This window comes from Rhodanobacter humi, from assembly GCF_041107455.1.
GTDB lineage: Bacteria > Pseudomonadota > Gammaproteobacteria > Xanthomonadales > Rhodanobacteraceae > Rhodanobacter_A.
Genome location: NZ_JBGBPY010000001.1, coordinates 1,973,255 through 1,998,095, shown reverse-complemented (window position 1 = coordinate 1,998,095; position 24,841 = coordinate 1,973,255). Strand labels below are relative to the sequence as shown.

The window sequence follows — 24,841 nt, the reverse complement described above, 5'->3', positions numbered from 1 at the left end:
CCGCCCGCGCTGCATTGACGCCGTGAATGCGTACGGCCCCGCATGCTCGACGCTTCCCCGCATGAAACTCCGCCGATGATCGCCGCCACGCCGCGACACTGCCTGCTTTCCAACGGTCGCAGCACCGTGATGCTCGACCGTCATGGCACGGGCTTCAGCCGCTGGCGCGACCTCGCGGTGACGCGTTGGCGCGAGGATCCGGTGGTCGACGGCTGGGGCAGCTGGCTGCTGCTGCGCGACGAGGACAGCGGCGAAGTGCGGTCGCCCACGCGGCAACCGTTCGGTCACGACGCACCCGACGACGCCGTGCAGTTCGAGCCCGGCCGCGCCACGTTCCGGCGCCGCCACCACAGCCTGCACAGCACGCTGGAGGTGGCGGTGGCCGCCGATGCGGACGTGGAGCTGCGCCGGCTCACGTTGAGCAACCACGGCGACCGCGTGCGGCGTCTCTCGATCACCAGCTGCGCCGAACTGGTGCTGGGTCCGGCGGGCGCGGACGACGCGCATCCCGCGTTCTCCAAGATGTTCGTGCGCACCGAATGGGATGCCGCAAGCGGCCTGCTGCTGGGCACGCGCCGCAAGCGTTCGAACGACGAGGCCACGATCTGGGCCGCACAGGCGTTGCGTGTCGTCGGTACGGCCGAAACCGCCGCGTCCGAGGTCGAGACCGACCGTATGGCCTTCCTCGGCCGCGGCCGCGCGCTGCGCCATGCGCAGGCACTGCAGGCAGGCGCCGCGTTGGGCGGCGGCTCGGGCTGCGTGCTCGACCCGGTGTTCGCGCAGCGCCGTCATTTCACGCTGGCGCCGGACAGCGAAGTCACCGTGCTGCTGTGGACGCGGCTGGCCGACAGCCGCGACGGCGTGCTGGCGCTCGCCGCGCAGGCGGGTGATGCGGGTGCCGCCGCGCGGCTGTTCGACGGCGCCGCGCAGCAGGCGCAGGCACGCTTGCGCGAGTTCGGCATCGACGATGCGGAGGCCGACCGCGCCGCGCACTGGCTGGATGCGCTGCTGGTCAGCGATGCCGCGCAACGCGCCGCACCGGAGGCCATCGCGCAAGGCCGCGGTGGCGCGCCCACGCTGTGGGCCGCAGGCATTTCCGGCGATCGTCCGATCGCGCTGCTGAGCCTGCACGGCGAAGGCGATCTGCCGCGCGTGCAGGAGCTGCTGCGTGCGCAGCAACTGTGGCACGCGCAACGTTGCGCGGTGGACGTGGTGCTGCTCGATGCGGGCGGTGCCGCGGCGCAGACGGCGCTCGCTGCGCTGGTGCAGGCACGGCAGGCGCAACTGAAAGCCGACGAGACCTTGCCCAAGGCCGAGCTGTTCGCGCTGCAGGAAGGCGCGATCGGCGACGAACTGCGCGACGGCCTGGCCTGCGTGGCGCGGCTGGTGTTGGACGGTGAAACCGCAGCGCGGCCGGCCGCGGCAAGCGCGGCATCGACACCCGCGCCGCCATTGCGCGCCACCGCGCAGGCGCGCGAGCTTGCCGCGGCCGCCGCATCGCCGGAATTCCCCAGCGGCATCGGCGGCTTCGTCGAGCAGGGTCGTGCCTATCGCATCGAACTCACCGAGGGCCGCTGCACGCCGCAGCCCTGGGTGAACGTGATCGCGAACCCGAACTTCGGCTTCCTCGTCTCGGCCGAGGGCGGCGGCTACGCATGGTCGATCAACAGCCAGCAGAACCCGCTGACGCCTTGGCCGAACGATCCGGTGAGCGACTGCCCGCACGAGGTGCTGTACCTGCGCGATGCGGACAACGGTGCGCTGTGGAGTGCTACCGCGGCCCCGATCCGCGTGGCCGGCGCGAACTACGCCACCACCCACGGCAAGGGCTGGAGCCGCTTCGAGACCGATGCCCACGGCATCGCGCTGGAGCTCGTGCAATGCGTGCCGGTGGACGACTCGCTGAAGCTCGCGCGGCTGCGCCTGGCCAATCGCTCCGCACGCACGCGGCAGCTCTCGCTCACCGCCTACGTGGAATGGGCGCTGGGCCCGAACGGTTCCGTGCCCGCGCCCTTCGTGCAGACGGCGCGCGACCTGCGCACCGGTGCGTTGTTCGCGCGCAACCACTGGCGGCCGGATTTCGGCGAGCGCGTGGCCTTCGCCGACCTCGAAGGTGCCCAGCAGTCGATGAGTGGCGACCGCGCGGCCTTCCTCGGCCCGCTGGGCGCGCCGGATCGTCCGGCGGCGTTGCATGACGATGCGCCGCTGCCCGGCCGCTTCGGCGCGGGGCTCGACCCTTGCGGCGCGCTGCAGCTGCGCATCGAGCTGCCGCCGCACACCGAGCTCGAACTGCGCTGGCTGCTGGGTGATGCCGCCGACGAGGCCGGTGCGCAGGCGCTGGTGGCGAAGTACCGCGCGATCGATATCGACGCCGTGCTGGCTGCGATCGCCGCGCAGTGGAACGGCCTGCTCGACGCGGTGCAGGTGCGCACGCCCGACCGCGCGCTGGACCTGATGCTCAACGACTGGCTGCTCTACCAGGTCGCCGGCTGCCGCCTGTGGGCGCGCACCGCCTACTACCAGGCCAGCGGCGCCTGGGGTTTCCGCGACCAGCTGCAGGACGTGATGGCGTTGTGCGTGAGCCGTCCCGACCTTGCGCGCGAACACCTGCTGCGTGCGGCCGGCCGCCAGTTCGCCGAGGGCGACGTGCAGCACTGGTGGCTGCCGCCGGACGGGCAGGGCATACGTACCCGCATCAGCGACGACCGCGTGTGGCTGGCGCACGTCGCCGCGCACTACGTCGAGGTCAGCGGCGACGTGGCGGTACTGGATGAGGCCTTGCCCTTCCTCGCCGGGCAGGCGATTCCCGATGGCGCCACCGACGCCTATTTCCAGCCCGGCAGCTCGAACGACAAGGCCAGCCTGCACGAGCATTGCGCCCGCGCGCTGGACTCCGCGCTCACCCGCGGCGCGCACGGCCTGCCGCTGATGGGCACCGGCGACTGGAACGACGGCATGAACGCCGTGGGTGCGGGTGGCCGCGGCGAAAGCAGCTGGATGGGCTGGTTCCTGATACGCACGATCGAGGCCTATGCGCCCCTGGCCGAAAGCCGCGGCGAGATCGTCCGCGCGAGGGCCTGGCGCGACTACGCCGCGGCGATGCGAGCGGCACTGGAACAGGCCTGGGATGGTGCCTGGTATCGCCGCGGCTATTACGACGACGGCGCACCGTTGGGCACGCACACCAGTGACGCCTGCCGCATCGACACCATCGCGCAGTCGTGGAGCGTGCTGGCCGGTGCCGCCGATGCCGCGCACGCGGCGCAGGCGATGGCCTCGAACGAGCGCGAGCTGGTGGATCACGAACATCGGCTCTCACGCCTGTTCACGCCGCCGTTCGACCAGGGCAGTGCGGAGAATCCCGGCTACATCAAGGGCTATCCGCCCGGCGTGCGGGAGAACGGCGGCCAGTACACCCACGGCGCGGTGTGGTCGATCTTCGCCTGGGCCGCACTGGGCGACGGCGACCGCGCGGACGAGCTGTTCGGGTTCTTCAACCCGATCCGCCACAGCGACGATGCCGACGCGGTGGCGCGCTACAAGGTCGAGCCCTACGTCTCCTGCGCCGACGTGTACTCGGTGGGCGACCTGGCCGGCCGCGGCGGCTGGACCTGGTACACCGGTTCGGCTGCCTGGCTGTACCGCGCGGGGCTGGAAGCCATTCTTGGCTTCCGCAAGCAGGGCGACGCGTTGGGCATCGACCCGTGCATACCGAAGGCGTGGCCCGGCTTCGACCTCGATTACCGGCACCGCGGCCGCACCCGCTACACGATCCGCGTGGAAAACCCGCATGGCGTCTGCCGTGGCGTGACGACACTGGAGCTGGATGGCCAGCCGCTGCCCGCAGGCGAGCCCGTCGCGCTGCTCGACGACGGCGGAGACCACCTCGTGCGCGTGGTGCTGGGTCAACTGTAGGAGCGCACCCTGTGCGCGAAATGCTTTGGCGCTGATCGGAACAAAAACATTCGCGCACAGGGTGCGCTCCTACAGCGATGCCACGGATACAGGCCGGTATCAGCCCGCCTACGCGTGGTTCTGCGTGTCGTACGGGCTGGGACGGTCGTGCGCCGACCAGCGCTTGTACTGCCACTGGTACTGGGAAAACGCGAGGTCCACGCAGGCTTCCACGCCGCGATTGAGCGCGGTGCAGGCCACGCCGAGATCGGCGTCGGCCAAGCCATCCGGCGCGGGCAGGATGTGGATGCGGTAGCCGGCACCCTGCGGCAGGCGTTCGGCGAAGGCGTACAGCACGGCGGCGCCGGTGCGCGCGGCGAGGCGCGGCAGCAGCACCATGGTCAGGGCGTCGCGGCCGAAGAACGGCGCGAACTCGCCCTCGCCGGCGCGCGGCTTCTGGTCGGGCAGGATGCCCACCGTGCCGCCCGCAGCGAGCCGCTTGTACAGCGTGCGCACGCCGGCGCCCTCGGCGCGCACCTGCTCCGGCGCCAGCGCGCCGCGCACCTTGCGCAGCAGGCCTTCCACCGCGGCGATGCGCGGCGGGCGGTACAGGATCGCCATCGGCGTCTTGCGGCACAGCCAGTAGTTCAGCAGTTCCCAGCAGCCCAGGTGCGGCGCGGCGACGATCACGCCCTTGCCGGCGGCCAGCGCGGCGTCGAACAGCGCCTCGCCGCGCACCTCGCGCACCAGCTGCAGCGCGCGTTCGGCGCCGCCGCCCCAGATCTTCACGATCTCGGTGGCCGACTTGCCGCTCTCGGCCAGCGCCTCGCGCAGCAGTGCGGCGCGTGAAGCCGCGTCCAGCCCGGGCCGGGCGATCGCCAGGTTCACCGCCACGTGGTGCGCGGTGCGGGTGCGCCGCCACAGCGCGAGGCGGCCCAGCAGCGCGCCGGCGGCCTGCAGCGTGCGCAGCGGCAGCAGGGCGAGCAGGCGCAGCAGCAGGTAAAGGAGGTAGATGTCGACACGCATCGGCGCAGTGTACGGGATCGTCATCGACCACCTTCCACCGGCCGCGCGGCGCGCTTATGCTGCGCACTTCGCCTCCCGCCGAGTCGCCATGATCGCCTTGATCCAGCGTGTGCTCTCCGCCCGTGTCGAGGTCGCAGGCGAAACCGTGGGAGCGATCGGTCCCGGCCTGCTGGCCCTGGTGGCGGTGGAACCGCACGACGGCGAGCCGCAGGCGCGGCGCATGCTGGAACGCCTGCTCGGCTACCGGGTGTTCGCCGACGCCGCCGGCAAGATGAACCGCTCGCTCGCCGACACCGGCGGCGGCCTGCTGCTGGTGAGCCAGTTCACGCTGGCCGCCGACACCCGTTCCGGCATGCGCCCCAGCTTCACCGGCGCGGCGCCGCCCGAGCACGGCCGGCGCTGGTTCGAGCGGCTGCTGGAGCTGGCCTGCGCCGCGCATCCGGCAGTGGAAACCGGGCGCTTCGGTGCCCATATGGTGGTGAGTCTGGTCAACGACGGGCCGGTGACGTTCCGGCTTGATACCGGCTGAACATCCGGCGCGGGAGTTGTCATGCAAACCCGCGATCTGGCGCGATTTTTGCTGTCAGTTCCGGCGAAATTTCCACCTTGAAAACTGGTCAAAAAAGCAACACATCGCTATAATGTCCGGTTCTTGAACCCTGCGGCGGTCGGTGAATGAACAACAAAGTCCACGAGCAACAGTCCGAAATCAAGGCGCTCATCGCCAAGGGTCTGGAGCAGGGTTACCTCACCTACGCCGAGATCAACGATCACCTGCCCGACGACATCGTCGACGCGGAGCAGATCGAGGACATCATGGCGGTGCTCAAGGGCGTCGGCATCGAGGTGCACGATGCCGCGCCGGACGCCGACCCGCTGGCCGACAACGCGCCCGGCGCGACCGGCGACGACGAGGCCGCCGCCGAGGAAGCCGTCGCCCTGCTTTCCGCCGTGGACGCCGAGGTGGGCCGCACCACCGACCCGGTGCGCATGTACATGCGCGAGATGGGCACGGTCGAGCTGCTCACCCGCGAGGGCGAGATCGCCATCGCCAAGCGCATCGAGGAAGGCCTGGCCCAGGTGCAGCAGGCGCTGGCCAGCTTCCCGCTGACCATCGAGCTGCTGCTGGAGGAGTACGACCAGCACCTGGACGGCAAGCGTCGCCTGTCCGAGATCCTCGCCGGCTTCCTCGACCTGGAAGCCGCCGCCGACGCCGCGCGCATCGAGGCCGAGGAAGCCGCGGCCGCCGCCGCCGAGAACGGCGAGGAGAGCGAAGGCGACGAGGAAGACGAGGAGGCCGATTCCGAGGAGGAGGAGGCCGTGGCCAGCGGCCCCGATCCGGAGGAGGTCAAGCGCCGCATGGAGCTGCTGCGCGACCATTACGCCAAGTTCCAGAAGGCGGCTCCCAAGGCCACCAGCATCACCGACAAGAAGATCGTCAAGCTGCGCGACCAGATGGCCGAGGAGTTCCTCAAGCTCAAGCTGCCCAGCGCGCTGATCGACGGCTTCGTGCGCAAGCTGCGCGAGGTGGTGGGCGACATCCGCCATCACGAGCGCGTGCTGATGGAGATCTTCGTCAAGCACGTGAAGATGCCCAAGGCCGAGTTCCTGAAGGCCTTCCCCAGCAACGAGGGCAACGTCGAGTGGGCCGCCGAGCTGGGCCGCAAGCGCCAGAAGTGGTCGCCCAACGTCAAGACCCACCGCGAGTCGATCGACGCCGAGCAGGAGAAGCTGGCCGCGATCGAGCAGAAGCTGTTCCTGCCGCTCACCGACATCAAGGAAATCAACCGCGCCATGGCCAGTGGCGAGGCCAAGGCCCGCCGCGCCAAGAAGGAAATGGTGGAGGCGAACCTGCGCCTGGTGATCTCGATCGCCAAGAAGTACACCAACCGCGGCCTGCAGTTCCTCGACCTGATCCAGGAAGGCAACATCGGCCTGATGAAGGCGGTGGACAAGTTCGAATACCGCCGCGGCTACAAGTTCTCGACCTACGCGACGTGGTGGATCCGCCAGGCGATCACCCGCTCGATCGCCGACCAGGCGCGCACCATCCGCATTCCGGTGCACATGATCGAGACGATCAACAAGTTGAACCGCATTTCCCGCCAGATGCTCCAGCAGTACGGCCGCGAGGCCACGCCGGAGGAGCTGGCCAAGGAAATGGACATGCCCGAGGACAAGATCCGCAAGGTGCTGAAGATCGCGAAGGAACCGATCTCCATGGAAACCCCGATCGGCGACGACGAGGATTCCCACCTCGGCGACTTCATCGAGGACAGCAACGCCTCCTCGCCGATCGACTCGGCCACCGAGACCGGCCTGATGGAAACCGTGCGCGACGTGCTCGCCGGCCTCACCCCGCGCGAGGCCAAGGTGCTGCGCATGCGCTTCGGCATCGACATGAACACCGACCATACCCTGGAAGAGGTCGGCAAGCAGTTCGACGTCACCCGCGAGCGCATCCGCCAGATCGAGGCCAAGGCGCTGCGCAAGCTGCGCCACCCCAGCCGCTCCGAGCAGCTGCGCTCGTTCCTCGACGTGGATTGACAGTTACCCGCAACATAGCCTTCAACGGCCGCGCAAGCGGCCGTTGTCGCATGCGGCTGCCGATTCCGCTCCGAGACGCGGCGCTTGCGGCTCAGAAATGCCACAGTTTCCGCAGCTAGCATGTGTGCTCCGCCCGGCCTTGCGGTCTGCCGGCGGCTTGCCGGCATCACCGGACCGGTTTTGCCGTACCTGCCCCGGACGCCGCAAGACCAGTTGTGCCAGTGAACCAACGAGCGCGCAGGCCCATGATGCAGACGTCATCCACCGTTGCCGCGCGAGCTGCGGCGATCCGCTACGACCGCACTACCATCGTCCTGCACTGGCTCACCGCGCTGCTGGTGCTCGTGCTTTTTGCGCTGGCCATGCTCTGGGACTTTCTGCCCCGCGCCACGCGCACGCAGATGCATTCCCTGCACATCTCGCTGGGCATCGTGCTCGCTGCGGTGTTGTTGCTGCGGCTGGCGTGGCGCGCCACCCGCGGCAGGCGGTTGCCGATGGCTGCCGAGGGGGTGCAAGGCAAGGCGGCCACGGCGATGCACTACCTGCTCTACCTGCTGCTGGCAGTCCAGGTGATCCTCGGTTTCGCCTGGCGCTGGGCGCAGGCCGAAACCTTCCAGTTCTTCGGGCTGTTCCCGCTGCGCTTCGCCACCGTCAGGAACGGACCGCTGGCGCACACCTTCGGCGACCTTCACGACATTGTCGGCTGGACCATCGTGATTCTGGCTGGCCTGCATGCCACGGTTGCGCTGGTCCATCACTACGTCCTCAAGGACGGCGTGTTGCGGCGGATGACGGGCGACAGCGGGACGTGAGTCGCCTGCATCGGGAGTCGCACCGGGCGGGCTGCGCTCAGCGGTGCTGCTCGCCGGCCTGGCGGGATGGATTGCCGGTGCCATGTCCATAGCGACGGGCGAGTAGGTGTTGGTGAGCTCGTAGTCGGACACCGAGCATGCCGACCTGGCGCGCGAGCGCCGCGAGTGGCGGAAGCCCCGGAGTCGGAAGCCAAGGAGCTGGCCCAGATCTACGTGGCACGCGGATTGACGAAGGAGCTGGCGCGGCATGTGGCGGAACAGCTCAAGGCCCACGGCGTTCTCGGCGCCCATGCGCGGGATGAGCTGGGCATTTCCGAGCACGGCCACACGCCCGGCGCAGGCCGCACCGACCTCGGCGGCAACCTTTTCCATCGGCGCCGCCACTCCGCTGCCGCTGGTGCTGGGAGCACCGGATTCCCGGCTGGTACCGGTGGTGGCAACGGGTTCGATCCAGCGCCTTGTCCTGCTCGGCATCGCCGGCGCCGGGACCGGCGGTGCCAAAGCATTGAAACCGGCGATGCGTGTCGTGACATAGGGCGCGTTTGCGATGGCGTTGACCGCAGGCGTCGGCATGCTGGCTGGTAAGGTCATCTAGCCGAGGCTGCGGTTGCCGTACGCGCAGGGCCAAGCCGCTGTGCCCCTATCCTGACTTGGAGCGGGTCATGTACTTCCTCTCCGGTGGGCAGGAGGTGCAAGGGTGCGACGACGACCGTGCAAACGGTTGTCGCCGCATCCGGCCCGTGCTCAGCCCATGTCGTAGAAGAACTGCTCGCTCACCACCTTGCCGCCGTGCACGTGGTACACGCACAGCTCCGACATCTGCGTGCGGCCGCGGCCCCTGAACGTCACGTCCATCGACATCGCCACGCTGAACCAGTTGCCGGTCACCAGCGGGTCGCTGACGGTGCCGCCATGCATCGTCTCCACCATCGCGGCGAACTGGCGGCCCTTCTCGTAGATCGCCTCCAGCCCCTTCGCGTCGCCCAGGGCACCCGCCGGCGCGCCCGGCATCTCGATGCTCACCGCATCGGGTGCGTACAACTCCCGCTGCGCCTGCTCGTACTCGCCCTTGCGGCACAGCTCGACCAATCGCTTCGCCATGGCTTCGGTATTCATGGGGGGATCTCCACAGGGATGGAGCGGACAGACTATGCCGATTTGCTGACAGCGTGCTGTCAGCAGACGCGATCGTCTCGACGCCCACATTCCCTGCCGCTACCATGCCATGCTCGTTCTCCATGGGCCTGTAGCACAGCGGTTAGTGCAGGGGACTCATAATCCCTTGGTCGAAGGTTCGAATCCTTCCGGGCCCACCATCTTCTGCAGCCAGTTTTCCAGTTTTGGTCTTTCAGCCGATAAGTGTCAGTTTTGACACTTTCCAGTGGTAATGCCGTTGACAGTTTTTGACGGAAACTGGTCAGTACGCAAATGTGGATGTAAGCAAAGGTTGGCCAGTACGTGCTCCTGCGAGGACGATCACCAGGTCTGGTGATCTTGTTGCAAGACGCTAGCCACCCGCCTGCGCGTGCGGGCCGAACATAGCCTAGTTTCCGGTTGGACGGGATCACTCCGCCGGTGCCGATCAATGGGGGAGGATCTCCATCAGAAGGCCACAGTCGACCCAAAACCGACCTTGACGAGCGTCCGCTTTTGGGAAGCCAAATTTTTGTATTCGGTTTGGAGCCGTGCCCCAACTGAGGAATTGCGCAAGCGCCAGATATGAGTAATACAAGCCCAAGCCGTCGAGCTTTCGATGGTGCGCTCCCCGTCCTTGGCGAACCGACGGCATCGGTCGATGCCAAGCAGAGGTACGCTCAACGATCCAGCGTTTGGGCAGGCCTGGTGGGCGGCACTAACCTTTGAAGCGGAGCACTAAGCTCGCCCAGGCGCTGATCACTCTGGTCAGTCAGCCGGAGCTGCCTCGTCGATTCGTCGCAAAAGCCGATTCCGTTGGGCATGGTAGAGCGGAAAATCGCGGTGCTGTAGCAGATTGATGCCTACCGTGAACTGTCCAGCTCGTTTGCCTTCGACGTCCGGGCTTAAGTCGGCCCTCCGGCCAGTTCTACTTGATGGCGACCACGTCGGATTTGCGCGGTTGCCAACCACCACCGAGTGCCTTGAACGTTGCGACCGCTGCGCGTGCTGATTCCATTTGCGCCTGCGCTCGCGCATCCGAGGTTTGCAGGAGCGTCTGGTCGGCATGGAGCACGTCGATCAGGCTCGCGGCACCGTTCTGATACGCAATCGATGAAGATTCGCGCGCCCGGGCCAGCGATGCTTCGCCCTGGCTCAGCGTGACGGCCTGTTCCTCGCGGTTGACCAATGCCGAGAAGCTGTTCTCGACATCCTCGGTTGCGCGAAGAACGGCTTGGCGATACGCAGCCAAGGCTTCCGTATCCCGCCCCTTGGCCGCCTTGATCTGCGCATTGATGCGACCGAAGTCGAACAGGCGCCAGCGCAGGCCCAGCACACCCGCTGCTTGGTTCGCTCCACTGGTAAACAGGTTGCCGCTGGAAACCGCTGTGGCACTGCCCAACAGGCCGCTAAGCGAAAACTTCGGGTAGTACTCGGAGATGGCCTCACCGATCCTCGCATTGGCCGCAGCGAGATGCCGTTCGGCGACGATCAGGTCGGGCCGGCGCTGGAGCAGATCCGCGGGCGAGCCCAGGGAGGCAATCTTCGGCGTGGCCGGTATCGGCGCGGCTGCCGCAAGTTCAGCCCGGTGCGTACCCGGAGGCGACCCCAGCATCACATCCAGCGCGTTCATTGCCGCATCGAGGTAGGTCTGGAGGACGGGCACCGTCGCCTGGACCTGGGCCAGCTCCCCTTCCGTTTGCCGTACCTGATATTCGGCGGCGAGGCCCTTGCCGTAAAGCAAGTTGACTTTCGCCAGTAACTCCTGCTCGACCTTCACTTGCCGCTGGGCAATCTCAAGACGGGTCTGCAGCCCCCGGACGGCGATGTAGATATCCGCAGTCTGGGCGGTGACTTCCAGCCGCGTGGCAGCGACGCCCGCTTCCGATGCCTGATAGTCCGCCAATGCAGCCTCGCGTCCGCGCCGCAGCCCTCCGAAAACATCTATTTCCCAACTTGCGCCCAGGTCTGCTTCATAGGCGTTGCCCCATCGGTCATAGTTGGGTGTGGCATTGAGTACTTCCCCCAACGGGGTCTCAATCGATTGATGTGCCCGGGCCGCCGATCCACTGATGCTGCCCGAAGGAAGCAGCGCGGCGTCGGCGCCACCGAGCGCGGCACGCGCCTGCGTGACACGTGCTGACGCCTGCGCCAGATCAAGGTTCTGCTCAAGGGCCAGCGATACGAAGTGCGACAGCAGCGGATCGTCAAAACCCTGCCACCATGTCGCGAGGTCGGCCGTGCTTGCCACATGTTGTTGTTCAACCGCTGCTTGCCCGATGTAGTGAGCCGGAAGCGGTGCGTCGGGCCGGCGATAATCCGGGCCCACTGCGCAACCGGCCATGACGCTGGCGCACAGTAGAAGGGCGAGAGAACGGCGGGGAAGCATGAGTGTCCTCGGGACGGTAGTTGAGTGGTGACTATATTACGATATGGTCACTCGTTGTCAACATTCCTCCGCCGCGGTAAGCTCTTGGCATGAACAAAGCCCCTTCCTTTGTCCCGCAAGAGCGGGGACCGTCGGATCATGACGTCCGCACCCAGATCGTCGAAGCTGCAACCGAGCACTTCAGCCATTTCGGCTACGAGAAGACAACCGTTTCCGACCTTGCCAAAGCCATCGGATTTTCCAAGGCCTACATCTACAAATTCTTCGGTTCCAAACAGGCGATTGGCGAAGTGATCTGTTCTGGCTGCCTGACTACGATGATGACGGCAGTGGGCGAGGCCATTTCCGATGCTCCCACTGCATCCGAGCGTTTGCGCCGAATGTTCCGGGCACTCGTGAAAGCCGGCAGCGACCTGTTTTTCCACGACCGCAAGCTCTACGACATTGCTGCCGCGGCGGCCAGCGGGCCATGGCCCTCGGTGCAGGCCTATGAAGAACATATCAAGCAGCTCATCACGGAAATCATCGTCGAAGGTCGTGATTCAGGCGAATTCGAGCGCAAAACACCTCTGGACGAGACAGCCAACGCCATCTATCTGGTGATGCGGCCCTACGTCAATCCGCTCTTGCTCCAGCACAGTCTCGACCTCGCTGCCGAGGCCGCAACGCGGCTTTCCGGCTTGGTTCTGCGCAGCCTGGCGCCATGACTGGCTGAAGGTCGTTGGTGACTATTGACTAAATTGGTCACTAAGATGAGAATGTAGGTCCTGTCTTGCGAGGAAGGACCTCATGCGCCGCCGCCACATTGCGTCATCCGTCATATGCCTGTTGCCACTCGCCTTGGCGGCATGTGGCAATAAACACGCTTCCGATCCGCGCACCGAAGCTCCCCTAGTCGGGATCGCACCGGTCACGGTGGCGCCCTCTGCGTCGCTGTCATTCACCGGCGTCGTAGGTGCCCGAGTTCAGAGCGACCTGGGTTTTCGTGTCGCCGGAAAGGTGCTGCAACGTCTGGTCGATACGGGACAGACGGTCAAGCGTGGCCAGGTGCTCATGCGAATCGATCCGATCGACCTGCGGTTGGATGCGGCCGCACGGAAGGAGACGGTTGCTGCGGCCCGTGCCCGGGCGAAGCAGGCCGCCGAAGATGAAGCTCGCTATCGCGGACTGGTGGCTGCTGGCGCGGTATCAGCGTCGGCCTATGGTCAGATCAAGGCGGCAGCCGATTCCGCCCGCGCCGACCTACAGGCGGCCGAGGCGCAGGCCGATGTAGCGAACAATGCATCGAGCTACGCCGTATTGCTGGCCGACGCCGACGGCGTCGTCGTGGACACGCTGGCCGAGCCCGGCCAGGTCGTCAGCGCGGGCCAAGTCGTGGTGCGTCTTGCACACGCAGGCCCTCGCGAAGCCATCGTCCAATTGCCTGAAACGCTGCGTCCGGCCATCGGCTCCGGGAGCGAGGCCACGCTGTACGGCCGGGATCAGACAGCCGTACCCGCGAAGTTGCGACAGCTCTCGAGCGCAGCAGATCCCCTGACGCGTACCTATGAGGCGCGATATGTACTCGAGAGCGCACTTGCCCATGCGCCGCTCGGTGCCACTGTCACCATCCGTATACCGGATAAAGAAAGTTCTGCGCAGACTGGGATGCAGGTACCGATCGGTGCCGTTTTCGATCCGGGCAAGGGCACGGGCGTCTGGGTGGTAACCGGCAATCCGGCTCATGTCGCATGGCGTCCGGTCAAAGTGCTCAGCCTGACCGACGACACCGCACGCGTTGACGGCCTCGACGGCAAACTCGAGGTCGGTACCCCGGTCGTGACACTCGGCGCCCCGCTACTGCATGACGGCGAAAAGGTCCGGCCCTCGAATGTCGCCACACAGACGGCCGAGATCGTAGAACGTGGAGGCTTGCGATGAGCGGTTTCAATCTCTCGGCGCTCGCTGTCCGCGAACGCTCTGTCACGCTGTTCCTGATCATCCTGATCTCCGTGGCAGGCGTCATCGCCTTCCTCAAACTGGGGCGCGCGGAAGACCCGCCGTTTACGATCAAGCAGATGACCATCGTCACCGCGTGGCCGGGGGCAACGGCTCAGGAGATGCAGGATCAGGTCGCCGAGCCCCTGGAAAAGCGCATGCAGGAGTTGCGCTGGTACGACCACACGGAGACGTTCACCCGTCCCGGCCTGGCCTTCACCGTGATGGAGCTGCGCGACAATACACCACCGTCGCAGGTGCAGGAGCAGTTTTACCAGGCACGCAAGAAGATCCACGACGAATCGGCGCAACTGCCGGCGGGCGTCATCGGCCCTATGGTGAACGATGAATATTCGGATGTGACCTTCGCACTGTTCGCCTTGAAAGCCCAGGGTGAGCCACAACGGTTGCTGGTGCGCGAAGCGGAGGCACTGCGCCAGCAGCTGCTGCATGTCGCGGGCGTAGAGAAGGTCAACCTTGTCGGCGAACGGCCCGAACGTGTCTTCGTGTCCTTTTCCCACGATCGCCTGGCGACGCTCGGCGTTTCGCCACAAGACATCTTCGCGGCACTCAACAGCCAGAATCTTCTCACCCCGGCGGGTTCGATCGACACTCAAGGGCCACAGGTCTTCATTCGCCTGGACGGCGCCTTCGACAAGCTGCAGCAGATTCGCGATACACCGATTGTTGCCCATGGGCGGACGTTCAAGCTGTCGGATGTCGCCCAGGTGAAGCGGGGTTACGAAGATCCTCCGACGTTCCTGGTCCGCAACGATGGCAAGCCGACGCTGTTGCTGGGCATTGTGATGCGTGACGGTTGGAACGGCCTGGATCTGGGCAAGGCGCTGGATCAGGAGGTCACCAAGATCAATGCCGGATTGCCGCTGGGCGTGAGCCTGACGAAAGTGACCGACCAGTCCGTCAACATCAAGTCGGCCACCAACGAATTCATGGTCAAGTTCTTTGTCGCCCTGCTCGTGGTGATGGTTGTGTGCTTCGTGAGCATGGGGTGGCGTGTCGGCGTCGTGGTCGCGGCGGCCGTCCCGCTGACACTGGCGGGTGTGTTCGTTGTCATGGCCGCCGCGGGGGACAACTTCGACCGGATCACCCTCGGTTCACTGATCCTCGCCTTGGGCCTGCTGGTTGACGACGCCATCATCGCCATCGAGATGATGGTCGTGAAAATGGAGGAAGGCTACAGTCGGGTCCAGGCATCCGCCTACGCGTGGAGCCATACGGCCGCGCCCATGCTGGCCGGCACCCTCGTCACGGTCGTCGGTTTCCTGCCCAACGGCTTTGCCCGGTCCACCGCCGGCGAATACACCCACAACATGTTCTGGATCGTGGGCATTGCGCTGATCACTTCATGGATTGTCGCCGTGGTCTTCACACCGTACCTCGGCGTGAAGTTGCTGCCGGAAATACCGAAGATCGAAGGCGGCGAGAAGAGCATCTACGACACGCCGCGCTACAACCGCTTCCGCCGCGTGCTGGGCCGGGTCATCGCCCGCAAATGGTTGGTGGCTGGAGCGGTCGTAGGATTGTTTGCACTGGCCATCATCGGCATGGGGCTGGTCAAGAAGCAGTTTTTCCCGACGTCAGATCGACCGGAAGTGCTTGTTGAGGTGCAGATGCCGTATGGCACCTCGATTGAGCAGACCAGCGCGGCAACGGCCAAGGTCGAAGCCTGGCTGGCGAAACAGAAGGCGGCAAAGGTCGTCACGTCTTACATCGGCCAGGGCGCTCCACGCTTCTTCCTGGCGATGGCGCCTGAATTGCCCGATCCGTCGTTCGCCAAAATCGTGGTGCTCACAGGCGATGAGAAGGAACGGGATGCCCTCGAGGACAGACTGCGCCAGGCGGTGGCCGACGGGTTGGCGCCCGAGGCGCGGGTGCGCGTCACCCAGATTGTGTTCGGCCCTCCTTCGCCATTTCCCGTGGCCTTCCGCGTCATGGGGCCGGACCAGGAAGAACTTCGCGCGATCGCCACGCAGGTCAAGGCGGTCATGCGCGCCAGTCCGATGATGCGTACCGTCAATACCGACTCGGGACTGCGCGTTCCCACCTTGCGCATCACCTTGAACCAGGATCGGCTGCAGGCCGTAGGGTTGAGTTCGAGTGCCGTAGCACAGCAACTCCAGTTCCTGCTGACCGGTGTCCCGGTCACTGCGGTTCGCGAGGACATTCGCTCTGTGCAAGTGGTGGCACGCGCGGCTGGTGACATCCGCCTTGATCCAGCAAAGATCAACGGCTTCACGCTGTTGGGATCGGCCGGCCAGCGCGTTCCGCTCTCACAAGTCGGAACCGTGAATGTTCAGATGGAGGACCCCGTTCTTCGTCGAAGAGACCGCACGCCGACCATCACAGTACGCGGCGACATTGCAAACGGGTTGCAACCGCCAGACGTATCAACGGCGATGCTGAAGCAACTGCAGCCGATCATCGCCAAGCTGCCGGATGGCTACACGATCGAAGAAGCAGGCTCCATCGAACAGTCTCGCAAGGCCAACGGGGCCATCGTGCCGCTTCTTCCCATCATGATCGCGGCCACGCTCCTCATCATCATCCTGCAGGTGCGCTCGATCGCGACCATGATCATGGTGTTTGCGACCAGTCCGCTCGGCCTGATCGGCGTTGTTCCCACACTGTTGTTGTTCAATCAGCCGTTTGGCATCAATGCGCTGGTTGGCCTGATAGCGCTCTCAGGGATCGTGATGCGCAACACCCTGATCCTTGTCGGGCAAATAAGGGACAACGCAGAACATGGATTGGCGCCTTTCGATGCCGTGATCGAGGCGACGGTGCAGCGTGCGCGACCGGTGATTCTGACCGCATTGGCGGCGATCTTCGCCTTCATCCCGCTGACCCATTCGGTGTTCTGGGGAACTCTCGCGTACACGCTGATCGGCGGCACGTTTGCAGGAACCATTTTGACCCTAGTGTTCCTGCCGGCCATGTATTCCATCTGGTTCAAGATCAAGCCTGCGCAATCGCATGGCTGATCCACTGTTCATCCCAATTCACCCTTGACGAAAGGAACTTCCATGTCCAATTCCAAAGTAGTCGTTATTACCGGTGTGTCATCGGGCATCGGACGCGCCACCGCGGAGAAGTTTTCCAAGCGGGGCTCCCAGGTATTCGGCACTGTGCGCAACACGGCAAAAGCAAAACCAATTCCCGGTGTTGCACTGATCGAGATGGATATCCGTGACGAAGCGTCGGTTCAAAAGGGAATCCGGGCCATCATTGCTCAGGCCACGCGCATCGACGTGCTGGTCAATAGTGCGGGCATGACCCTGATCGGCTCAACAGAGGAAACGTCGATCGACGAGGCTCAGTCACTGCTAGATACCAACGTCCTGGGCGTCTTGCGCACAACCCAGGCGGTCCTGCCGCACATGCGCAAGCAAGGCTCAGGAAGGATAGTCAACATCAGCTCGGTGCTTGGCTTTCTTCCTGCTCCGTACATGAGCCTCTATTCGGCATCCAAGCATGCCGTTGAGGGACTGTCCGAGACCCTGGACCACGAGGTACGCCAATTCGGAATTCGCGTGGCGCTGGTCGAACCGTCTTTTACAAGAACCAACCTGGATCTCAACGCGCCCCAGACGGCTTCCAAGATATCCGACTACAGCAGAGAGTTCGGCGTCGTTTCCCAGGCCATCCAGAGAAATGTCCAAAAGGCGCCCGAACCCGATGGCGTAGCCGACACCATCGTCGATGCTGCTTTGGGAGCCTGGAAGATGCGCCGTACGCCCAAAGGCGAGGCCTCCCTGCTGGCCAAATTGCGCCGCTTCATGCCTGCCGGACCGGTCGAGAAAGGCCTCAGAAAAACGTTTGGCCTGGGTTGACATCGCACCTGATTGAACGTGGCGACTTTAATATTCCAGCCACGTTTCACGGCTAATTTCAGTCTTAAGAGCGTCTTATGCCCACCGTATCGAATAGTGATTGGACTGCTCAACAGGAAACGCAAGGGAACGCTCCCTTGCCGGCGACGGAAAGCCTGGTCTCGTTCAAGCGGAACGGCTCGCCGGCAAGACCGGGCGCGAAATCCTTGAAGCCATGATGTCCGGCGACCTGCCATACCCACCGATGAACGAGACCATGAATATGACGTTGCTGGAAGTAGGTGACGGACGAGCTGTGTTTCAAGGAATTCCTCTGCAGCAGCACTACAACCCGCTGGGCTCGGTGCACGGCGGCTGGTTTGCCACACTCCTCGATTCGGCATTGGGCTGCGCCGTGCAAACCACGCTACCGGCCGGCCGCTCCCACACCACGGCCGAACTCAGCTTGAACATCGTGCGGCCAGCGTCACATAAGACAGGCCCGCTGCGTGCAGTTGGCACGGTTATCCGCGCTGGCCGACAGATCGCCACAACAGAAGCCCGTGTGGAGGACGAACAAGGCAAGCTGTATGCACACGCGACCACAACTTGTTTTGTCTTCGACGTGCCAGCCAGTAGCGCTAGCTGACTGCAATCCCCGACGGCATGGCCGCTTTGCGGCATGCATTTGCGGAAGGCGACCGGCCGTTGTTGGCCGGAAGGCGCCTGTCGTTGGCGTCCGCACTGGTCAGCACCAGCAAGGTGGTCAGAGATTGCCAGCAGGCCGGTCATTGGTTACCGGAGCACTGGTCAACGAAAGCCGGCATCCGCAGAGCGGTCAACAACGGTCCGTCGACTGCTGCAAATATGTGGGGCAAAGCGGACGTTCGAGCACGTATCGCTTACCGCAACAGTTGGGTAGTGCACATCTCGCATATCTGCTATCCGTGACGAGCGGGCTTCGGCGGAAATCAACTGGTGAAGAGATCCTTGCCCAGTTGCTGGAGTAGGCCTGCGACTCACCCATCAGATTACACAAAATTATGCACACCCTCGGCTGTCGATTTGCTTTGCGAAAATTCGTATCGGCTCAACAATTTTTGCTTTTCTGTGCTTGACCGGAAGGGAAGAACGACATCGCGGTGGTAAGTTTCCATACGGTTCAATGGCAGGGCATCAGGCATGAGATCATGGCGCGCATGGCCATTCACCTTGGTGCTAGCCGTCTGTTCGTTGGGCGGCCTTGTGTCCACCACCCGTGCCGAGCAGCCCACCCGTCACATTGACGTCACTGTTGACGGCCCGAAGGCGCCGCTCGATCGCTTTTTCAATCTGTCGGTCGGCTCGGACTACCCGGGTACGTTGATCCGTGCCGACAGCCTCGCGCAGCTGCGCATTCAGCACCGGGAGCTGGGCTTCCGTTACGTCCGCTTCCACGCCATCTTCCACGACGTACTCGGAACCTATCGTGAGGTTCAGGGCAAGCCGGTCTACGACTGGACCAAGATCGACTATCTCTACGACCACCTCCTCGCGATGGGAGTGCGGCCATTCGTCGAGCTGGGGTTCACCCCCGAGGCGATGAAGACCTCGGACCAGCACGTCTTCTACTGGAAGGGCAATACATCGCACCCGCAGATGGATCAGTGGGCGGGGCTGGTCGCCGCCTTCGCGCGCCATCTGGAACAGCGCTATGGCAGACGGGAAATCCGCAGGTGGTACTTCGAGGTCTGGAACGAGCCGAATCTGGCCAGCTTCTGGCAGAACGCCGACCAGGCAGCCTATTTCCACCTCTACGATGTCACCGCGCGCACCATCAAGCGCATCGATCCGAAACTACGGGTCGGCGGTCCGGCCACCGCAGGCGCCGCGTGGATCCCGTCATTCATCGCGCATGTCGTGCAGGTGGGCGCACCACTGGATTTCATCACCACCCATACCTATGGCGTGGAGGGCGGCTTTCTCGACCAGGACGGCAAGGCCGATACCAAACTTTCGCCTTCGCCCGATGCGATCGTCAGCGACGTGCGCAGGGTGCGCGCGCAAATCCAGGCGTCGCGCCGGCCGGGGCTACCGCTCTACATCACCGAATGGAGCACCAGCTACACCCCGCGCGACGCCGTGCACGACTCGTACGTGAGCGCCGCCTATATTCTCGCCAAGCTCAAGGCTTGCGAAGGCCTGGCCCAGGGCATGAGCTACTGGACCTTCAGCGACCTGTTCGAAGAGCCAGGCCCGCCGACCGCGCCGTTCCAGGGCGGCTTCGGCCTGATGACGCCCGAGGGTATCCGCAAGCCGGCCTACTTCGCCTACAAGTACCTCAACGCGCTGGGCCGGACCGAACTGAAAACCCCGGACACGCAGAGTCTCGTGACGTGGGACGATGGCGTGCTGAAAGCCCTTATCTGGGATTTCGCCACGCCCCGGCAGGACAAGACCGACCGCGACTTCTACACCAAGATTTTGCCTGCCCGTTCTGCTCCGTCGGTAAGCCTCGACCTGAAACACCTGCGCCCGGGCACGTACCGCGTCGAGATCCACCGCACCGGCTTCGACGCCAACGACGCCTATACGGCTTACTTGCGGATGGGCTCGCCGGCCTCACTGAGCCCGGCGCAACTGCGAAAACTACAGGACGCGACCCGGGACATTCCTGAGGAGCGTCAGCTGACCATTGGTCCGACAGGTGCCGCCACCCTGCGCATTCCGATACGGACCAACGACGTCGTGCTGGTCGTCGTGAAAAAGCCGTCGCTTCAACCCCGAAGCAGCGCAGAGGTTCCCGGTGTGCTCTAGCTGGCTCAGGTGGCGGGGGGCGCATGCGGCTCAGCAGATGGCAGCGTGAAGGTCAACCACACGGATCGAGGGAGTGCCGCTTCGGGACCAAATGCCAGCCTCAGGCGCTCCCGCAGGTTGACGAGGCCGGTACCGGTTCCATCGTTTGTCTGCATCAGGCCCACGCCAGTATCGGCAACTCCGACCCGACAGCGTTCGCCACGTACCTGCACTCGAACGTCGATGCGGCCGCCGCCCATTCGGCGAAGCTGAGGTTGGTGGTGATGGCCAGACTGGTGTGCTGGTAGCGCTTGCCGATGAGGTGCAACAGCAAGGCGCCGCCAACCTGCGAGAACGGCAAGTAGCCCAGTCCGTCGAGGATGACCAGGTCGGCCTCGATGAGACGGGTAGTCCCTGCTGCAACCACAGGAGCGGATGTTCAATCCTTAACAAACATTTATTTTCGTTTCAGGTTGCTTTTAGGTCGAGCGGTTAGAGATGGCGAAAGGTTTCGTGTAATCGAAGTTACCGGGGAGAAAATAGTCGTTGTTGGGCGACCGGAATCTTTGATCGTAGTGTCCCGTTCGAAACAATTCGGACATACCGGGGAAGGGGTTAAATCATGAAAAGCAAACATACCGTCGCATCTGCGATGCAGCCGGTTGTGACGGCATTTTCGTCACGGCTTGTCCCGGCGCCTAAGCTTGTGAATGATCCAGTGCCACCGGGTATGGGTACCCGCACCCAGCCATTCGTACAGCGGCCACTCGCGCGCGCCATATTCATGATCGTGGCGGGGCTCATGGCCACCACCGCCGCGGCGCACGCCGCGGACCTCACCGGCGATTCCCCGGTCACCGCGGCCGCGGGCGGGACGAGCGCTCCGGCTGCCGATTCCGCGCCGCAGACCGCAGCGGCAGGCTCGGTCGCGCCCCCCGTCGAGCAGAAGAAAGTCAAGCGGCTGGAAGCCGTCACGGTCACCGGCAGTCTGATCCAGGTGCACAGCCGCAGCGAAGTTTCTTCCAGCCCGCTGGCGACGATCGGCATCGACCAGATCGCCGCCGCCGGCCAGATCTCCCTCGACACGGCAATCGGCCGGATGCCACAGTTCGCGGCTGCACAGGGCCAGAGCGAGGTCGGCGACGTGCAAGGGGCCACCGGCTTCCAGGGCGGCCAGTCCTACGCCGACCTGCGTGGCCTCGGCGCCGAGCGCACCTTGGTGCTGCTCGACGGGCAGCGCCTGGTGCCGACCAACCCGAACGGCGCGGTCGACCTGAACTTGATTCCCATGGCGCTGCTCGAAGACGTCGACGTGATCACCGGCGGCGCCTCGGCTACATACGGTTCGGACGCCGTAGCGGGTGTCGTCAACTTCCGCCTGCGTCAGCACTTCCAGGGCATCCAGCTCTCCGCTCAGACCGGGGGGAGCACCCAAGGCGGTGGCCAGGAAAACAGCGCCAGCATCCTTATGGGCAACAACTTCGCGGACAACAAGGGCAACGCGGTCCTCGACCTCGAGTACAACCAGCGCGACGCGATCACCGGTGCGGATCGCTCCTTCTTTTCCGACCCCGTGAACTTCAATCGCGCCGTGCCGCGCGCGCCGGAAGGTATTTTCAGCGCTGGCGAGCTTGGTGGGAATATTCCGATTTCCGCGGTCAACTCCATCCTGGCTGGCTACCCTGGCACGACGCCGATCTCGGGCACCGGCAACTACGGTGGCTACATCGGTCTGAACAGTAACGGCACCCTGTTCACCACGCGCGCCGCGGGCAACTGCGTGCAGAACTACCAAGGGCCGGTGGGCAAGATCCCGGGGCTCGAGATTTCACCGAATTGCTCGACGATCGAGAACTATCTGGGGAAATACTTCTTTGTGCAGGTTCCGTCGCATCGGATCAATCTGTTCTCGAAGGTCACCTACAAATTCGACGAATTCCTCGAGGCATATGCCCAGATCAACTTCATGAGCTCGACCGCCACGGACAACAACGGCCCCGCGTTCGCCGGTCCAGGCAAGTACGTTTACGTGCCGCAGAACAATCCATTCGTGACGGGCAATGCCGCGTTGATGTCCCTGCTCAATGCCCGCACTGCAACGACCGCTGGCGGTTCCCCGAGCACCGGGCCGCTGGAGATGGAAGCCTGGTTGACCGGGCTCGGGCCGCGCATCGAGAGCTTCCGTTACCATAACTACCAGCTGACCGGCGGACTCAATGGCTGGTTCGGCTGGTCGAGCTGGAAGTGGAACGCTTTTGCGTCGTACGGACAGACCAACTTCAACAACGATCAGCAGAACAACGTCAATCTGCCGGCGCTCGAGAATATCTTGTACGGCACGGCGAACTACGTTGGTTCCAATGGCAACAACTGTGTCGGTTACGCTTGGAATCCACTCGGTGGCCACCCGGTAAGTCCCGGCTGTCTGGCGTATGTCACGGGTACCGCGCATAACAACATGGTGCTCACGCAGGATTACTTCCAGGCCTCCGTCAGCGGGGATCTCGTGGACCTGTGGGCAGGGACTGTTGAGGCCGCATTCGGCGTCGACTACCGCTCGGATAGGTTCAACTACCGGGCCGATTCGTCTCTGAATCCGGCATTCAACGTGATGCCCTCGCCGATCCCGCCGGACATTATCTCCCCGTCGTACGACCTTATTGGTTCGACGGCCGGCTCGATGAACGTGGGCGAGGCGTTCGGTGAGCTGCGTGTGCCGCTGCTGAGCAACGAGCCGCTTGCAAAGGATCTGTCGCTCGACCTCGGCGAGCGTTATTCGCATTACAACCTGTTCGGCGGCGAAAACACCTGGAAGGTGGGTCTGAGCTGGCAGGTCAACGACGCGTTGATGTTCCGTGGCGGGTTCAACCGGGCGATTCGCGCGCCGAGCCTGCAGGAGCTGTACAACCCGGTCGTGCAGGCGCAAGACAGCATCAATGGCGATCCGTGCGAAGTCGGCAGTCCGCAACGCAGCGGTTCGAATGCCTCCCAGGTGCAGGCGTTGTGCCAGGCGCAAGGTGTGCCCGCGTCGGTGTATCCATCGTTCACCTACGGTCTCAATTCGGCGAACGGCATCATCACCGGCAACACCGATCTGAAGCCGGAGAAATCCGATACCTACACGTTGGGCTGGGTGCTGACGCCGCGCTTCAATGCGCCGATGGCGCGTGACCTCGGCATGTCCGTTGACTACTACCACACCGCGATCAAGGGCGCGATCGCAGGCGTGACCCTCGATTCGGTCCTGCAGAACTGTTTCAACGCCAACAACTCGAATCCGGGCTACTCCGAGAGCAACCCCTTCTGCCAGCGAATCACGCGTGATCCGGCCACCGGAGCCATCACGCTGGGCCGGGAATCCTCGGAGAATATCGGTTCGTATGTCACCACAGGCGTCGACGTCGAAGCGCACTGGGGTTTCCCGTTGCGCGACTTGGGGCTACCCCTCGATGGCAAGGTAAGGCTGCAGACGTTCATCTCGTACGTGCACTCGCTGACGATTTCCGGCGTGCCTGGGATCGCGGCCAGTAACTACGCGGGCTCGGTTGCCGATACCAGTACGGCGTTGGCGGCCGATGGCTCGAGCATCTCTGACCTGTCGCATCCGAGATGGAAGGCCAACACGACGATCGGCTACTCCGTTGGGCCGGTGTCGGCGGCGCTGCACTGGCGCTACATCTCGGCGATGACTGACTTGATGGACGGCGCCGGAAGCGGCGATCCTGGTGTCCCGGCCTACAACTACTTCGACTTGGATGCTCATTGGCAGGCGACCCACAACATCATGCTCACAGCGGGCGTTGCAAATCTGACCGACAAGGCCCCGCCGCGGATCGCGGGCGCACCACTGCTGACGGATGCGGCGACTTACGATGTCGTGGGACGCACGTACTTCGTCGGCATCAAGGCCAAGCTATGAAGTAAGGCGCATGTCCCGGTTCCGGCTGCGTGTCCACTCACGCAGTCGGAGCCGAACTAGAGCCGCTTTATGGCAACGCCGAAAAGTCTCACACACCTGCAACATGGTCCCGTGCCGACAATCGAGGGGATCGACACGATGAAACAGCAGACATTCCGGATGGTGGCGGATCAAGGCGAAGGTTTCGAGCAACACCCGTGTGTTCCTCTACCTGTCGACCGCTGGTGGTGGCCCATGGAGCCTGGATCGGTTGATTCGACGCCGGTAAGCCTGCTCGCGAAATCATGGCTGCGCGGCGGCCTTCTGACACTATTTGTATGGAATTCGCATTCACAATATGTCGGAACGACCCCGGTTCTGACACTTCTTGATAGTAATGGTTGTGATTAACTCGCAGTAAGATCAGGTTGTATGCGGAAAAGCATGAGTTGGCCGCGTGGCCAACGTTGATCCACCGGCGCAACGCGGATCGAATGCCCCGATCTGGTCTCTGGCCACCATCGGCTCGAACTCAAGCATTCGCTGGCCAGGACGGGAC

General features: G+C 64.2%; 16 protein-coding genes, 1 tRNA gene and 2 pseudogenes. 14 read left to right on the top strand and 5 right to left on the bottom strand.

Features of this window, described 5'->3' with window-relative positions:
* The first annotated feature begins 75 nt into the window (after positions 1–75).
* A complete protein-coding gene (locus AB7878_RS08755; protein WP_369493991.1) occupies positions 76–3,915 on the top strand; it encodes a GH36-type glycosyl hydrolase domain-containing protein in 3,840 nt (1,279 codons plus the stop codon).
* 108 nt (positions 3,916–4,023) lie between these two features.
* Here AB7878_RS08755 and AB7878_RS08750 read toward each other — a convergent pair whose 3' ends face one another.
* Complete coding sequence (locus AB7878_RS08750; protein ID WP_369495745.1) at positions 4,024–4,920, bottom strand: LpxL/LpxP family acyltransferase; 897 nt, start codon at positions 4,918–4,920, stop codon at positions 4,024–4,026.
* 88 nt (positions 4,921–5,008) lie between these two features.
* Between AB7878_RS08750 and dtd the strand changes: the two genes are divergently transcribed.
* The 4 genes from dtd to AB7878_RS08730 all read left to right on the top strand — a co-directional run bounded on the left by dtd (position 5,009) and on the right by AB7878_RS08730 (position 8,864).
* A complete protein-coding gene (gene dtd / locus AB7878_RS08745; RefSeq protein WP_369493990.1) occupies positions 5,009–5,449 on the top strand; it encodes a D-aminoacyl-tRNA deacylase in 441 nt (146 codons plus the stop codon).
* Between the two features lie 146 nt (positions 5,450–5,595).
* A complete protein-coding gene (gene rpoD / locus AB7878_RS08740) occupies positions 5,596–7,467 on the top strand; it encodes an RNA polymerase sigma factor RpoD (protein WP_369493989.1) in 1,872 nt (623 codons plus the stop codon).
* 245 nt (positions 7,468–7,712) lie between these two features.
* Positions 7,713–8,279 carry a cytochrome b gene (locus AB7878_RS08735; protein ID WP_369493988.1) on the top strand — a complete coding sequence of 189 codons (567 nt, stop codon included), beginning with the start codon at positions 7,713–7,715 and terminating at the stop codon, positions 8,277–8,279.
* Between the two features lie 66 nt (positions 8,280–8,345).
* The gene (locus AB7878_RS08730) at positions 8,346–8,864 is read left to right on the top strand and encodes a VIT1/CCC1 transporter family protein (RefSeq protein ID WP_369493987.1); all 519 of its coding nucleotides are present in this window, start codon (positions 8,346–8,348) and stop codon (positions 8,862–8,864) included.
* Positions 8,865–9,023: 159 nt separating this feature from the next.
* Here AB7878_RS08730 and AB7878_RS08725 read toward each other — a convergent pair whose 3' ends face one another.
* Positions 9,024–9,395, bottom strand: a complete 372-nt coding sequence (locus tag AB7878_RS08725) for a SnoaL-like domain-containing protein (protein ID WP_369493986.1) — start codon at positions 9,393–9,395, stop codon at positions 9,024–9,026.
* Positions 9,396–9,519: 124 nt separating this feature from the next.
* On the opposite strand from AB7878_RS08725, the gene AB7878_RS08720 reads away from it, so the two are divergent.
* Positions 9,520–9,595: transfer RNA gene (locus AB7878_RS08720), tRNA-Ile, on the top strand.
* A 400-nt stretch (positions 9,596–9,995) separates the two neighbouring features.
* On the opposite strand, the pseudogene AB7878_RS08715 reads toward AB7878_RS08720, so the two are convergent.
* Both AB7878_RS08715 and AB7878_RS08710 read right to left on the bottom strand, forming a co-directional pair.
* A pseudogene (locus AB7878_RS08715) lies at positions 9,996–10,116 on the bottom strand (IS5/IS1182 family transposase); the annotation flags it as partial.
* Positions 10,117–10,341: 225 nt separating this feature from the next.
* Complete coding sequence (locus AB7878_RS08710; protein ID WP_369493985.1) at positions 10,342–11,802, bottom strand: efflux transporter outer membrane subunit; 1,461 nt, start codon at positions 11,800–11,802, stop codon at positions 10,342–10,344.
* Between the two features lie 89 nt (positions 11,803–11,891).
* Here AB7878_RS08710 and AB7878_RS08705 point away from each other — a divergent pair, with 89 nt between their 5' ends.
* The 6 genes from AB7878_RS08705 to AB7878_RS08680 all read left to right on the top strand — a co-directional run bounded on the left by AB7878_RS08705 (position 11,892) and on the right by AB7878_RS08680 (position 20,405).
* Positions 11,892–12,509, top strand: a complete 618-nt coding sequence (locus AB7878_RS08705) for a TetR/AcrR family transcriptional regulator (protein ID WP_369493984.1) — start codon at positions 11,892–11,894, stop codon at positions 12,507–12,509.
* 82 nt (positions 12,510–12,591) lie between these two features.
* Positions 12,592–13,722: an efflux RND transporter periplasmic adaptor subunit gene (locus AB7878_RS08700; RefSeq protein WP_369493983.1), complete on the top strand. Its 1,131-nt coding sequence runs from the start codon at positions 12,592–12,594 to the stop codon at positions 13,720–13,722.
* A complete protein-coding gene (locus AB7878_RS08695) occupies positions 13,719–16,781 on the top strand; it encodes an efflux RND transporter permease subunit (protein WP_369493982.1) in 3,063 nt (1,020 codons plus the stop codon). Before AB7878_RS08700 ends, AB7878_RS08695 begins: the two co-directional genes overlap by 4 nt.
* A 42-nt stretch (positions 16,782–16,823) precedes the next feature.
* On the top strand, positions 16,824–17,630 hold the full coding sequence (locus AB7878_RS08690) for an oxidoreductase (protein ID WP_369493981.1): 807 nt from the start codon (positions 16,824–16,826) through the stop codon (positions 17,628–17,630).
* A 100-nt stretch (positions 17,631–17,730) separates the two neighbouring features.
* On the top strand, positions 17,731–18,258 hold the full coding sequence (locus tag AB7878_RS08685; RefSeq protein WP_369493980.1) for a PaaI family thioesterase: 528 nt from the start codon (positions 17,731–17,733) through the stop codon (positions 18,256–18,258).
* A 533-nt stretch (positions 18,259–18,791) separates the two neighbouring features.
* The gene (locus AB7878_RS08680; protein ID WP_439653777.1) at positions 18,792–20,405 is read left to right on the top strand and encodes a GH39 family glycosyl hydrolase; all 1,614 of its coding nucleotides are present in this window, start codon (positions 18,792–18,794) and stop codon (positions 20,403–20,405) included.
* Positions 20,406–20,634: 229 nt separating this feature from the next.
* On the opposite strand, the pseudogene AB7878_RS08675 reads toward AB7878_RS08680, so the two are convergent.
* Positions 20,635–20,793, bottom strand: a pseudogene (locus AB7878_RS08675) (ATP-binding protein); the annotation flags it as partial.
* A gap of 393 nt (positions 20,794–21,186) precedes the next feature.
* On the opposite strand from AB7878_RS08675, the gene AB7878_RS08670 reads away from it, so the two are divergent.
* Both AB7878_RS08670 and AB7878_RS08665 read left to right on the top strand, forming a co-directional pair.
* Positions 21,187–24,303, top strand: coding sequence for a TonB-dependent receptor domain-containing protein (locus AB7878_RS08670; RefSeq protein ID WP_369493979.1), 3,117 nt, complete (start codon positions 21,187–21,189; stop codon positions 24,301–24,303).
* A gap of 138 nt (positions 24,304–24,441) precedes the next feature.
* The gene (locus tag AB7878_RS08665; RefSeq protein WP_369493978.1) at positions 24,442–24,693 is read left to right on the top strand and encodes a hypothetical protein; all 252 of its coding nucleotides are present in this window, start codon (positions 24,442–24,444) and stop codon (positions 24,691–24,693) included.
* Positions 24,694–24,841: the final 148 nt, after the last annotated feature.